This is a genomic window from Candidatus Methanocrinis alkalitolerans, from assembly GCF_029167205.1.
GTDB lineage: Archaea > Halobacteriota > Methanosarcinia > Methanotrichales > Methanotrichaceae > Methanocrinis > Methanocrinis alkalitolerans.
Genome location: NZ_JARFPL010000008.1, coordinates 1 through 12686, shown reverse-complemented (window position 1 = coordinate 12686; position 12686 = coordinate 1). Strand labels below are relative to the sequence as shown.

The following is a 12686-nucleotide window of genomic DNA, read 5'->3' as shown; positions in this document are numbered from 1 at the left end:
AATATGAACTTCAAGATAAAGGCATTTTATTTCCTTAACCGATGACCGATGGAAAGTCCTATAGGTATATCAGTATTGCCCCAAATTGATGATTTCTTCTACGATATCAAAACGGTTTCGACAAAATCGAAATTAAACCCCTTGGCCACCTCGCAAGAGCCGCCCAGTTCACTCATCGATGTACTCCGTGATCCTCGTCTGCGCGAGGCGGCAGACCTCGCCGGGGATCTCGACGGGATAAACCCCTGTGAGACAGCCCATGCAGAGGCTCTCCCGGGGAACGCCGATTGCTTCGACCAGCCCCTCGTGGCTGATGTAGCCGAGGGAGTCCGCGCCGATCACCGCTTCGACCCCGGCGACGGTCTTGTGAGCGGCGATCAGCTCGTCCCTCGTCGCCATGTCGATCCCCATGTAGCAGGGGGCGAGGATGGGGGGGCTTCCGATCCGGACGTGGACCTCCTCGGCCCCGGCGGACTTCACCATGTCCACGATCCGCCGGCTCGTCGTCCCCCGGACGATGGAGTCGTCGATCATGATGATCCTATTCCCCTCGATGTTGGGGCGGATGGTGTTCATCTTCAGCCGGACTGCCGTCTCCCTCAGCTCCTGGCCGGGCATGATGAAGGTCCTGCCTATGTAGCGGTTCTTCATCAGACACTCCCGGTACTTTATATCGGACCTCTGGTGGTAGCCGACGGCGAAGGTGATCCCCGAGTCGGGGATGGGCGTCACGGTATCCGCGTCGCAGGGGTGCTCTTCGGCGAGGGCGGCCCCGATCTTGACCCGGACGTCGTAGACGAGCCTGCCGTCCATGATGCTGTCGGGCCTGGCGAAGTAGATGTACTCAAAGACGCAGTGGGCCGGGCACTGCTGGTGGGATAGCTGGTAGAACCGGACGTCGCCATCTTTGGCGATCACCATCTCCCCGGGCCGAACGTCCCTCACCAGGGTCCCGTTGAGGGTGTCGATGGCGACGGACTCTGAGGCGATGATGATGTCGGAGTCGGTCTTTCCGACGCAGAGGGGCTTTATCCCCAGGGGATCTCTCACCGCTATTATGAGATTTCCCGCGAGGATGACGATGGAGTAAGAGCCGACTGCCTTGCGGATTATCGTCCTGACCGCCTCGGCGGGGTCCTCCCGCTCCAGCATCGCCCGAACGAAGAGGCGGGCGATCACCTCGGTGTCGGAGGTGGAATGAAAGACCTCCCCCTCCGCCTCCAGCTCCTCTTTGAGCTTTCCTGCGTTGACGAGGTTCCCGTTGTGGGCGATGGCGACGGAGCCCTCCCTGTACTTCACCAGGATGGGCTGGCTGTTCTTGAGCGCTGATTCTCCCGCCGTAGAGTACCTGACGTGACCTATGCCGGTGGCCCCACCCAGGGCTTCGATCCGGGCGTTGTTGAAGACCTCGGCGACGAGCCCCATGGCCTTGTGGGTCCAGACGACCTTCCCGTCGTATACTGAGATCCCGGCCGACTCCTGGCCTCGATGTTGCAGGGCGTAAAGGGCATAATAGATCGACTTGGCCACGTTGCGACACGAATCTCCCGAGGAGATCCCCACCACGCCGCACTTGTCCTGCAACCCGGACCTCCGCTCAGCTTCCGCCGTGGTTGCTGCTGTATCTCTGCCAGCCGTAGCCCCGGAGCCTCTTGGACTTGCCGAAGCCGCAGGATGCGCAGGCCTTGTTATGGAAGTTGAAGGATACCTTGCCACAGCGACGACACTTGACGTGCGTCTTCTTCTGGCGCCTTCCCATGGATGGGGTGCCTTTTGTCATTTATTTAACCTCACGGTGAAATGTAAACCACGTTATCTCCTCGGACTACGACCGTTCCGAGCTTCTGCGAATCTTCTTCCTCTCCTATCTCCTCGGTGTTGTCGAGCACCAGGTTCATGTGGATGTCGTAGCCCTGAAGCTCTCCTCTAAACGCCCTTCCGTCCTTCAGCTTGACTATTACGGGCCCGTTCAGCGATTCATTTAAAATATCAAGGGGTCTCTGAGCCATCGGCCTCTCTCCAGTCTGATAGACAAAAGCTATGGCGAGACTTGCACGTTGCGTATTTAAACTTGTCGGGGAATTGGGGTTTTATGAAGATCAAATCCAGGCACCACCTCAAGGGGAGCGAGTCGAAGAAGATCCTGAGGTTGATTGAGCCGTTCCTGGAAGAACCCCGAAATATGCGAGGTCTCTCTCTTGAGGTAGCCGAGACAGATCAAGACTTCAACCTGGTCCTCTTGAAGGGGAGGCCCATATTCATGATGATGGAGGGGCGACCTTTCTTCACCGTCCGGGGCGCTCTGGAGTTCAAGCCGAAGAAGAAGATAGTGGTGGTGGACTCCGGAGCCGTCAGCTTCATCGTCAACGGAGCCGACGTCATGGCTCCGGGGATCGTGGATGCAGACCCAGAGATCGAACCCGGAGATCCGGTGGTGATCGTCGAGGAGAAGCACAGAAAGCCCCTCGCCGTCGGCGTAGCCCTCCTCCCCGGCCCCGAGATGAGAGGGTCAGGAAAGGCGGTAAAGTCGGTCCACCACGTCGGAGACGACCTCTGGGATATGACGGGCTAAGATCCAAAACGAGAATAATTCCGAGGTTCCCGGCGGACCCCATCTCTGAAGACCTCTCGAAAGAATGTTATACATCCGAGGCCAAAGGCGGTCTCCATATGTACGAAGACATTGGAACCCTGATAAGGACGGGTTATGAGACCTGGAGGCAAAACCTCAACCTTGCCGTCCCCTTCGTCCTCATGATCGTCGCGATGATGATCCTGGGCATCTTCACGGTGGTTGTAGCTTTTTATCCTCTGATCACCGGATCTCCCGAGGCGTTCTCCACGGCGGGGGAGATGGGATCCCCCGAAGAGCTGGCAGAACTCCTCAAGTCCGCTGCTAACCTGGGTATGGCGGCGGCGGTCCTCCTCGTCGGCGTTCTTCTGATCTACCTGGCCTCCAGCTTCTTCACCGCCGGAGCCATAGGGATGGCGAGAAAGGCGACACTGAAAGGAAAGACCACCTTGAAGGATATGTGGGCCTCGGGAAGGCGCCATTACCTGAGCCTCTTTATGGCGGAGGTGATCATGATGGCCTTGATCATAGCCGGGGCCGTAGCCCTCTCCCTCCCCTTCATCTCGGAGATATCGGCAGCTCTTGCGGCAAGCGAGCCCGAGTTCGGCTCCCTCGTCCTCTGGATGATCCTCCTCATCGCCTACGCCCTTCTGATATCCCTCCTCCTGGCGATGGTACCCTACGCCCTCGTCGTCGAGGATCTCGGCCCCATCGGCGCGATAAAAGGAGGGATCGGTTTCTTCCTATCGAAGAAGATGGACGTATTTCTCATCTGGCTCGTGGTGATGGCGGTTTCCATGGCGATCCAGTTTGCGGCAGTCCCCTTCTCTGGATCTGAGGCTGCCAGCGCCTTCTTCTCCACCCTGAGCGGCGTCGTCGGCATCCTGGTGATATCGCCCCTCACCACCGTCTGGTGGACGAGGCTCTACATGACCAGGACCGGCAAGATCCCGGAGGCGCAAGCCGTCCCGAACGAAGGGGTGAAGTATCTGTAGGTGGGATACCCCCGGGCATGAGCATGCTATCGAACTTCAAAAGGAGGGGTGTGGGTTACCAGACTCTGGTGGCGGGGATGATATTCTTCCTAGTCTACACCCTATACCTCGACCGGATCGGAAACCCCAGCCTCGGCGAGTCCTTCCTCGCCGCGGCGATCTTCGCCTCCAGCTACTTCGTCACATCGACGGTAGTCCTCCGGAGAAGGGGCAAGAGGAAAGAGTAGCCGAGATCGGCGGGCATAGGTCGTCCGTGGAGCCGCCGAGTCCCCCCTCGCCGGATCTGTCGATAAAAACGTTCACGGCCGCGCGCCGCTCATCTTGCGCAGCAGCTCCTCGCCGCCCTTGCTCCCCCGGGCGAAGATCAGGTCGCCGGAACCCAGGGTCACCCTGGCCTTGGGGTTGTAGGTCCATCTCCCACCCCGCTTCACCGCCAGGACGTACATCCCCGTCTCCGTCTCCAGGTCCAAGTCGCCGAGGGTCTTTCCGTCCATCTCCGCCCCGGCAGCTATCTCGACCCTGGTGATCACCTCGTCCGACTCCCTCATGGCCATCGCCAGGATCGGGTGGGGCTCGATCTCGTGGAGGACGACGTTGGCTATCTTGAGGGCGGCGTCGCTGATGATCTCCGTCGAGACGGCGAGGTGGAGGAGCCCCCGGAGGTTCTCGATGTCGTCGACGTGTTTTGCCGCCTGGAGGACCCACCGCTGGAGGTCGTATTTCATCTCGTCCATCTCCTGCTCGATCTCCTCGACCTCGATGGCCACCTCTTCGCTATCGAAGAGGACGGCGGTGTAGGCGAGGCCCACAGCCAGCTCCGACCTGTTCTTCATCTCGACGATGATGTCGACGGCCCTGTCCAGCTGGCCGATGCCGCTCTCCTGGTAAGCCTTCGGCACCTGGGGTCTGCCCGTCGTCATCTCGAGGAAGAGGGGCACCCCCTCGTCGTGGCCTCTGGCGAAGAGGATGTCCCCGATCACGATCTCCGTCTCCGGCTCGGGGTCGTAGATCCAGCTTTCGCCGCGGCGTATGGCGATGACGCTCATCCCCACCTCCGTCTCAAAAGAGAGGTCGTCGAGGCTCTTGCCCGCCACCTTCGAGTCCTGCCCCACCACCGCCCGGGCCACCGTCTCCTCGGCCTGTCTCAGGTCCTTCTTCAGCTCGTAGGGTATCCCCATCTTCAGGTGGACGATGCTGGCGATGTCCCCCGCGGCGTTGGAGATGATCTCCGCCGCCGAGGCGATCTGGAGGATGCCGGAGAGGGCCTCGGCATCCTCGACGGTCCTGGCGGCGAGCATCGCCGATATCTGGACGTGATAATCGTAGACGTCCATCTTATCTTCCAGCCTGATCACCTCCATCGCCAGGTCGTCATCGTCGTAGAGGACCGCAGAATATCCGAGATCGAGCATCAGCTCGCTGGTGTCTTTCATCTTCACCAGAAGTTGCTTCATGCTTATGGGGCAGTATTCGATCTTTCTCATGCCGCTCTCCATCTCTCTCTTTCCATCATAGATTAAATATAAGTGTCGTTCCCTTCGACCGCCTTCAAGCCATAGATATAAGTCATCTCGACCCATTATTTTGGTCTGGAGGATTTGATAGATGGAGCTAGAGACTGTAAGGCTGAAGATCCCCGAGGGCTCGAACCTGATCATGGGGCAGAGCCACTTCATAAAGACCGCAGAAGACCTCTACGAGGCGGTTGCAGGCACCGCCCCAAAATCCAGGTTCGGGATCGCCTTCTCCGAGGCGAGTGGACCGTGTCTCGTCCGGTGCGAAGGCAACGACCCGGAGTTGATCGGGGCGGCGAAGGATAATTCCCTGGCCCTGGGGTGCGGCCACACCTTCGTAATCCTCCTCCGGGAGGCGTTCCCCATAAACGTCCTGAACTCCATCAAGGCGGTCCAGGAGGTCTGCGCCGTCTTCTGCGCCACCGCAAACCCCGTGGAGGCGGTGGTGGCGAGGACTGAGCAGGGCGGAGGGATCATGGGGGTCGTCGACGGCTCCTCGCCGAAGGGCGCGGAGTCGGAGGAGGACGTCTCCGATCGGAGAGGGATGCTGAGAAAGTTCGGCTACAAGCTATGACCGGAATGGATCGGGTCGTCAAAGGCGGGAGGGTCTACGTCGACGGCCGCCTCCAGAACCTCGACGTCTGGATCAAGGGTCGAAAGATCGCCGGCCTTGGGGGGGGCCATCAGGCAGAGGAGACGATCGATGGACGGGGTATGATCGTCCTTCCGGGGGCGATCGACATCCACGTCCACTTCCGGGACCCCGGCTACACCTTCAAGGAGGACTGGGAGACGGGATCCACCTCCGCCGCCGCCGGCGGGGTCACCGCCGTCGTCGACCAGCCGAATACCAACCCCCCCACGGTGGACGGCCCCTCTTACAGGATGAAACTGGAGATCGCCGAGAGGCGGTCTGTCGTCGACTTCTGCCTCAACGGCGGGCCGGGGCAGGTGAAGAGGCTCGCAGAGCTGGGGGCGTCGGCTATCGGCGAGATCTTCACCTACGACCACGGCGAAGAGGAGCTGCGAAAGATCCTGGCGGAGACGGCAAAGGCGGGGCTCCTCCCCACCGTCCACGCCGAGGACCCGGATGTGATCAGGGAGAACTCAGAGCCGCTCCGGGATGGGCGCGAGCCGCAGCTCTACTCATTTGCAAGGCCGAACCTGGCGGAGTCTAAGGCAATCGACTCCATCCTGGGGATGACCGACCGGGTTCACATCTGCCACCTCAGCACCTCCGAGGGGCTGGACCGTCTCCGGGCGGCGAAGGGGAGGGGAAAGAAGGTGACCTGCGAGGTGGCCCCCCACCACATCCTCTTTACGAAACGGGACTGGCGGAGGCAGGGGACCTTCCTCAAGATGAACCCACCCCTCCGGGACTTCCGGGATAGAGACGCCCTCTGGGAGGGGCTCCGGAAGGGGGAGGTCGACGCCATAGCCTCAGACCACGCCCCCCACCTCCCCGAGGAGAAGAGGGACGAGATCTGGGACGCTCCGCCGGGGGTCCCGGGCGTCGAGACGATGCTCCCACTGATGCTGATGGCCGTTCGGTCCAACCTCATCTCCCTCGACAGGGTCGTCGACGCCCTCTCTCGCAGGCCGGCGGAGATCTTCGGCCTCTCGTCGAAGGGGAGGATCGGCGTGGGGATGGACGCGGACCTCGCCATCATCGATCCTCGGGACGCCTGCGACATCAGGGCCGACCGGCTCCACAGCGGAGCCGAATGGACCCCCTACGAGGGGAGGCGCGCCCTCTTCCCCAAGATCACCATGATCAGGGGGGAGGTCGTCTTTGCGGACGGGGAGCTTCTCGCAAAGCCGGGGTTTGGAAGAAACCTTCCCGGACCCCGCCTTCTGAAGGCGGAGAAGAGGTCGGAAGGGTGAGATGAGGACGAAAACTGTAGAGAGGATATCGAGGTGTTTTGAATGAGAGAGGATGCAGAGAGGATGGTAGGTAGAGCCGTCATCGAGTCGATGAAGAGGTCGGTCCAGGCGAAAGATGTATTTCGGAAGATGCTGGGGGATGCGGCCGAGAGCCTCCACGATTTCGGGGATATGCCAGCGGTGGACGTCATCGACTCCCCCGAAGAGGTCGTCATATTCGTGGACCTTCCGGGGACGAAGAAGGAGCTGATCGACCTCGCCGTGACCGAGGACGCCATCGCCGTCAAGGCGAAGTTCGAACGCCCCTCCGGGACTTACCTCACCAGGGAGAGGGCCGAATCGGAGACGAGCCGAAAGGTGAAGCTCTCCTGTGAGGTCAAGCCCGAGCAGGTGAGGGCGAAGTACGAGGACGGGGTCTTAGAAGTCCACCTCCCCAAGCTGATCGTGGTGAAGCCAAAATCGGTCCCCATCGAGTGACCCGGCAAAGAAAAATAAGAAAAGCAAGAAAAAGCAAGAAAATGGCGGTGGCTGCAGCCTCACTTGCTGCTCGCCACCACCTCTCTTGTCACGATCCTGTAGGCGTACTCTATCACCACCTCCTCCCGGGGCTGGAGCTCTAAGACCCACTTCAGAGTCGTCGCCATCGCTTCCGTCGGCTCCGGCTCCGCTGAGATCATCTCCCCCCGGAGGGGCTTTGTATCCGAGACCTCCGCCGTCGCGTTTCGATCGACGTTGCTCTTGATGGAGAGCTCGTAGGTCCAGGTCTCCGTCGTCACCTTCATCGGCTGAGTGGCGTTCCCGGCACCCGGAACGATGACCATCTCCTCGGAGGTGGAGTAGTTTGCAAGCTTCCTTCCCACCTTCAGGTCCGAGGAGGAGCCCACATTTATCTCCGCCTCCGTCCCCGATGGGGTGAAGGGGATCTCCACCATGGAGACGTACTCGTCGTTCCTGTAGAGGAGCGCCGACCCCGCGGGCCAGGGGTCATCCATGGTGTTGTTCGCCTTGATGACCTCCGCGACAGGCCCCTCGTTTCGCAGGTTAGCGTTCCAGACGTAGTTTCTCATAATCGGGGCGGTCTCTTCGAAGAAGGGGAAGCCCACCTCTTTGTTCATCTCCAGGTCCTTCCGGCCGGCGAGCTCGTAGATGTAGAGCGTCTCAAGCTCTCCGGTGGCGGGGACGGGAGCGGCCTTGGGGGCGATAGCTGCCCGCTCAGCCACCGCCTCCTCGAGGGCGTAGTCGGCGAAGCCGCCGGCGCTCCTGAAGAGGGCGAGAGGCTCCACCTGGGGCGGTCCCGATACGAGCTTCAACCTGACCCCCTCCAGATCCTCTCCGAAGCGGTTTGTGACGACGGCTTGAGCCGACACCAGGACCGTCTCGTCCTCGATATGGACCGAGTAGCTCGGCCGCCAGAACCCTGCCCTGGGCATCAGGTAGACGAGATCGAACCTCTGGGACCCCGGGGAGGAGACGTTGAGGGTGTACTCCGGGTTGTCGTGGCGGAGGACCTTCTCGACGGAGGCGTTGGTCGCCGAGAACCTCACCGAGTCCATATCCACCGAAGTCGGCAGGTCGACGACGAGCTGGTGGACCCCCTCCGTCAACTCCATCTCCCCGGTCCTCTTCACCGTGGCGAGGCCGTCGGGATATATGGTCACCGAGTCGACGGGAAGGCTGATGATGGTGATCGCCTCGACCTTGCCGGATCCGACGTCGGAAGCGGAAGCGTTGGCCAAGGCGATGGCCAGCATCAGCACCAGAATAGCCAGAATCAACTTCTTCTTCATGATCAATTTTCCCCATTTTTCGATGAAGGTATAGACCTGCCCAATTATATTATGCTTTTCCGAACCCCAGGGGAAGGGCTCACCGTCCCTGGTGGCGGCGTCGGAACGCTTATATCGGTATATCGAACTTCCCTCCCCCGAGTCGTACGGTGATGTTCTCATGTTCCTGGACTTCTGGAGAGATGTCGAGTCGCTCTTGCGCGACGCCATGGATCGATGCGGGTTTCTTCTGCCCGAGACCGAAGGGAAGGTCAACGGAAACGAGCTTATGCTGGAGACGAGCCCCCACGCCGACCTCGCCTCCACCATATCCTTCAGGCTAGCCCCCATCCTAAAGAGAAAGCCTGCAGATATCTCCCAGAAGATCCTGGAGGCTATAGTCCCCGATGAGGGCGGCACCGTCGACAGGGTCGAGGCGATGGGCCCTTACCTCAACTTCTTTTCAAGCCGCCCCTTCCTCAACTCGGCGATCCGGGAGGCTGAAGGAGACCGCTGCTGGACCGGTTCCATGACGGAGAGGGTGATCGTCGAGCACACCTCCGCAAACCCCAACGGACCCCTCCACGTCGGCCACATAAGAAACTCCGTCATCGGCGACACCCTGGTGAGGATCCTCCGGCGGGCGGGCTGCGATGTGGAGTCCCAGTATTACGTCAACGACATGGGACGGCAGATCGCCATCGTCGTCTGGGGATGCGGCCGCTATCCTCTGGACAGATCGAAGGCGGATCACGCCATCGCCAAAGTATACATCCAGGCGAATAAGGACCTCATCGCAGAGCCGGTACTCAAGGAGGAGGTCGACCGACTGATGCAGCTTTACGAGGGCGGGGACGAGAAGACTGCAGGAAGGTTCCGGGAGGCGGTGGAGTACGCCCTCTCCGGGATCGAGGAGACCCTGAGGAGGCTGAACATCTCTCACGACACGTACCGGTGGGAGAGCGAGTTCGTCCGGGACGGATCGACGGCCCGGATCTTCGATGACCTGGAGGCGACGGGGCTGACCGGATGGGAGGTGGGGTCCCTCCAGCTCGATCTATCGGGGGAGGGGTTTGAGAAGAAGCTCGTACTGAAGAGGTCTGACGGAACGTCCCTTTACACCACCAGAGACCTCGCCTACCACAGATGGAAGGCCGATCGGTCCGACAGAATGATCGACGTCCTGGGAGCCGACCACAAGCTCATTTCAGGCCAGCTTAAGGCCGCCCTCCGGCTGATGGGGGTGAGAGAGCCGGAGATCGTCATCTTCGAGTTCGTATCCCTCCCCACCGGCTCCATGAGCACGAGGAAGGGCAAATTCATCTCCACCGACGAGCTCCTCGACGAGGTGGAGGCCCAGGCGTTCAAGGAGGTGACGGCGAGGAGGCCGGAGGAGGAGGAGGATTTCAGGCGGAGCGTCGCCAGAGACGTCGCCCTGGGTGCGGTGAGGTACGACGTCGTAAAGGTATCCCCGGAGAAGGCGACGACCTTCGACTGGAAGGCCGCCCTGGACTTCGAGAAGCTCTCTGCCCCCTTCATTCAGTACTCTCACGCCAGGGCATGCAGCATCCTCGATAAGGCCGGCGTCATCGACGACTTCGACCCAGGCCTCCTCACAGGCGCCGAGGAGGTCGACCTCATCAGGAAGATCTCCCAGTTCGACCTCGCCATCGACCTAGCCGCCCGGGAGCTGAAGCCCCACCTCCTGGCGACCTACGCCCGGGAGCTCGCCGAGTCCTTCAACCAGTTCTATCGGTCGAGCCCCGTCCTGGAGGCCGACCCCGGGATCAGAGAGGCGAGGCTCGCCCTCGTCAAGGCGGCCCGAAACTGCCTGCGGGCCACCCTGGATACCCTGGGGATCCCGGCGCTCGAGTCGATGTAAATCGAGGGCGGAGTAGCGAGCCGCCCCCACCTCTTCAGCAGCCACAGGTTCACTCCAAAACTTTTTGTACCATCAGGGGGATAAAGAAGAATGGGGGTGTTCCTCTTGAGCTATAAGGAAGCGTTGATCTCCTTACTGTTGATATTATTGATAGGATCGGCCGCTGGCCAATGGACTGAAGAGAAGATGACCGACTTTGGGGGAGAAGGTGTCGCACTCGGCTTCGATGCGACCTACGTCGGGGACGAGGTGCCCGATGGGCTGATGAGATCGATTGTGTTGGGCCCGGACTCCTCCGGGCCGACGGGCCCCTCCGGCGCTTCGGGGCTTGCGGAGGCTTACTACAGCATGGATGCTCCGGCGTCCGGCGACCTCCAGCAGTACTCAATATCGGGACGAGAGCCCTCTACGGTCTACTTCGGAGGGGAGGCGACCTCCTACTCCGCCTACAGATCTTCATACTTCGGGACGAACTCTCTCTGGATCATGGGGTCCTGGTCCTGGACCCAGTATGCATACTGTCCCCTGGGGGCGTACCTGCAGCTCCTAGCCTACTCCTCCAGCGGCGGGTCGGCGGACTTCTACGAGATATACCCGAGCGGCAGGGTGGAGAAAGACACGCATCGATTCTGGCCCGGCTACACCAGGATCAACTTCCACGCCGACGCCGTCGGCAGGCATATCCTCCTATTCGTCGTCAATAACCAGCCCTCCAACGCCGTGATCATCGACGTAGGGAGCGGCGGATGGCCTCCGGGCCCCGCCCCCGGACCCATCCCATCGTACGCCCGGGTGACGGTGAGGTCTAACTGGCTCACCGGCTACACCGTCACCGTCGACGGCAGCCAGCAGTACCGGGACGCTAGCGACGGAAGGCTCGACGGAGTCGTCACCTTCACCGTCCCCGGCGACCAGTACCACAGCATAAGGGTGACAAACTCTGGCTACCTCAGGTCGTACTACAGGTACTTCAGGAGCGGCTACTCCTACACCCTCACGGTGTGAGAGGATGGGGCTAGAGATCGGGGGGGTTTAGGTGGGCGGAGGTGGTGCACCACCTCCCCCGGACATGAACATTTTTTCATATATGTCTTAAGAATTGATTGATTCTGTGGCTCTCGGTAGTTCGCCCCAATTAATTTTATATATTATTTTTTATCGATAGTATGTTCGAGGTAAGCAATGAAGGCAAATCGATTGGTCTTAGCTGGTTCGTTTTGCTGGAACAAAGATTGTCCCGATTACGGTCTGGTTGACCACGGAAATATTGTCAAGTATGGGCGAACCGGAAAGGGCACTCAACGTTTGAAATGTACAACCTGCGATAAAGTCTTCGTAGAGAACAAGGGAACGGTGTTCTATGGTCGGCATCATAATCCCAAAGAGATCCTTGAATGCCTGGCGATGGTTGCCGAAAGGAATAGTCTTGCCTCCATCCATAGAATCAAGGGAATCAAAGAGGAGACCGTCATGAGCTGGCTTCGCGAAGCATCAAACCATGTAGAAAAGATCGAGTCGCTGCTTCTCGCTAACTATCCTCTGACTCGTGTTCAGCTTGATGCCATGTGGACCTATGTGGGTCACAAAGGGAAAAAAGTGGACATTTCGAAGAACCCGACCGAGGCAGCTTCTGGCGGGGCACTGCCATAGATATCGACACCAGGTTGAGAGTAGGGAGAGCCATCGGAAAGAACGAAGAGGAGGTTGCTATGGTAATGATGTCTCAAATCAAAGACCGCAGCAACCCTACCGAACCGCTGGCAATAGCTAGCGATGGAAACGATAGCTATCCGGAAGCAATGCTTCAAACGTGGGGGAAGATACCGGAATACGCTGGTCGAGGACGACCACCTACTCGTAAAAAACCACAACCTGGGTGGAAATGTCTTCAGGTAACTAAGCACCGCTCAGGGGGACCGCTAATCGGTATCATTCACCGAGTAGTCTATCCGGCATTCCGCAGTAAGGCTATGCAAAATTAAGAATTTATTGCTTGCCAAAATGTGCATAAATTCAAACGTTTAACTTAAATTTTGTTTAAAATAATTTTACTAGAATTTGTCAACACGATAT

The 12686-nt window shown here is 59.6% G+C and carries 14 protein-coding genes; 9 read left to right on the top strand and 5 right to left on the bottom strand.

Going from position 1 to position 12686, the window contains the following annotated elements:
- Nucleotides 1-168: 168 nt before the first annotated feature.
- Genes purF through P0O24_RS03530 form a run of 3 tightly spaced genes read right to left on the bottom strand, consistent with a single transcriptional unit; the run spans nt 169 to nt 2009 of the window.
- Nucleotides 169-1584, bottom strand: a complete 1416-nt coding sequence (gene purF / locus P0O24_RS03540) for an amidophosphoribosyltransferase (protein ID WP_316968360.1) — start codon at nt 1582-1584, stop codon at nt 169-171.
- Between the two features lie 13 nt (nt 1585-1597).
- On the bottom strand, nt 1598-1780 hold the full coding sequence (locus P0O24_RS03535; RefSeq protein ID WP_316968359.1) for a 50S ribosomal protein L37e: 183 nt from the start codon (nt 1778-1780) through the stop codon (nt 1598-1600).
- Between the two features lie 10 nt (nt 1781-1790).
- Nucleotides 1791-2009 (bottom strand): LSm family protein, encoded by a 219-nt coding sequence (locus P0O24_RS03530; RefSeq protein ID WP_316968358.1) that lies wholly within the window; start codon nt 2007-2009, stop codon nt 1791-1793.
- An 83-nt stretch (nt 2010-2092) separates the two neighbouring features.
- On the opposite strand from P0O24_RS03530, the gene P0O24_RS03525 reads away from it, so the two are divergent.
- From P0O24_RS03525 to P0O24_RS03515, 3 genes are all read left to right on the top strand, one after another.
- Nucleotides 2093-2572 (top strand): RNA-binding protein, encoded by a 480-nt coding sequence (locus P0O24_RS03525; protein WP_316968357.1) that lies wholly within the window; start codon nt 2093-2095, stop codon nt 2570-2572.
- 98 nt (nt 2573-2670) lie between these two features.
- Nucleotides 2671-3567 carry a DUF7847 domain-containing protein gene (locus tag P0O24_RS03520; RefSeq protein WP_316968356.1) on the top strand — a complete coding sequence of 299 codons (897 nt, stop codon included), beginning with the start codon at nt 2671-2673 and terminating at the stop codon, nt 3565-3567.
- Nucleotides 3568-3584: 17 nt separating this feature from the next.
- Entirely contained in the window at nt 3585-3794 is a 210-nt protein-coding gene (locus tag P0O24_RS03515; protein ID WP_316968355.1) for a hypothetical protein, read from the top strand.
- Between the two features lie 72 nt (nt 3795-3866).
- Here P0O24_RS03515 and P0O24_RS03510 read toward each other — a convergent pair whose 3' ends face one another.
- Nucleotides 3867-5051, bottom strand: a complete 1185-nt coding sequence (locus P0O24_RS03510) for a potassium channel family protein (RefSeq protein ID WP_316968354.1) — start codon at nt 5049-5051, stop codon at nt 3867-3869.
- Between the two features lie 121 nt (nt 5052-5172).
- On the opposite strand from P0O24_RS03510, the gene P0O24_RS03505 reads away from it, so the two are divergent.
- The 3 genes from P0O24_RS03505 to P0O24_RS03495 are packed head-to-tail and all read left to right on the top strand — an operon-like array spanning nt 5173 to nt 7442.
- Nucleotides 5173-5655 carry an adenosine-specific kinase gene (locus P0O24_RS03505; RefSeq protein ID WP_316968353.1) on the top strand — a complete coding sequence of 161 codons (483 nt, stop codon included), beginning with the start codon at nt 5173-5175 and terminating at the stop codon, nt 5653-5655.
- On the top strand, nt 5652-6965 hold the full coding sequence (locus P0O24_RS03500; protein ID WP_316968352.1) for a dihydroorotase: 1314 nt from the start codon (nt 5652-5654) through the stop codon (nt 6963-6965). Before P0O24_RS03505 ends, P0O24_RS03500 begins: the two co-directional genes overlap by 4 nt.
- 42 nt (nt 6966-7007) lie before the next feature.
- Nucleotides 7008-7442 (top strand): Hsp20/alpha crystallin family protein, encoded by a 435-nt coding sequence (locus P0O24_RS03495; protein ID WP_316968351.1) that lies wholly within the window; start codon nt 7008-7010, stop codon nt 7440-7442.
- A gap of 59 nt (nt 7443-7501) precedes the next feature.
- On the opposite strand, the gene P0O24_RS03490 is transcribed toward P0O24_RS03495, so the two are convergent.
- Complete coding sequence (locus tag P0O24_RS03490) at nt 7502-8752, bottom strand: DUF4139 domain-containing protein (RefSeq protein ID WP_316968350.1); 1251 nt, start codon at nt 8750-8752, stop codon at nt 7502-7504.
- Nucleotides 8753-8912: 160 nt separating this feature from the next.
- Here P0O24_RS03490 and argS point away from each other — a divergent pair, with 160 nt between their 5' ends.
- The 3 genes from argS (at nt 8913) to P0O24_RS03475 (ending at nt 12263) form a co-directional block, all read left to right on the top strand.
- Nucleotides 8913-10613, top strand: coding sequence for an arginine--tRNA ligase (gene argS, locus P0O24_RS03485; protein WP_316968349.1), 1701 nt, complete (start codon nt 8913-8915; stop codon nt 10611-10613).
- Nucleotides 10614-10799: 186 nt separating this feature from the next.
- Nucleotides 10800-11618, top strand: a complete 819-nt coding sequence (locus P0O24_RS03480; protein WP_316968348.1) for a hypothetical protein — start codon at nt 10800-10802, stop codon at nt 11616-11618.
- A gap of 177 nt (nt 11619-11795) precedes the next feature.
- Complete coding sequence (locus tag P0O24_RS03475) at nt 11796-12263, top strand: hypothetical protein (protein WP_316968347.1); 468 nt, start codon at nt 11796-11798, stop codon at nt 12261-12263.
- Nucleotides 12264-12686 lie beyond the last annotated feature (423 nt).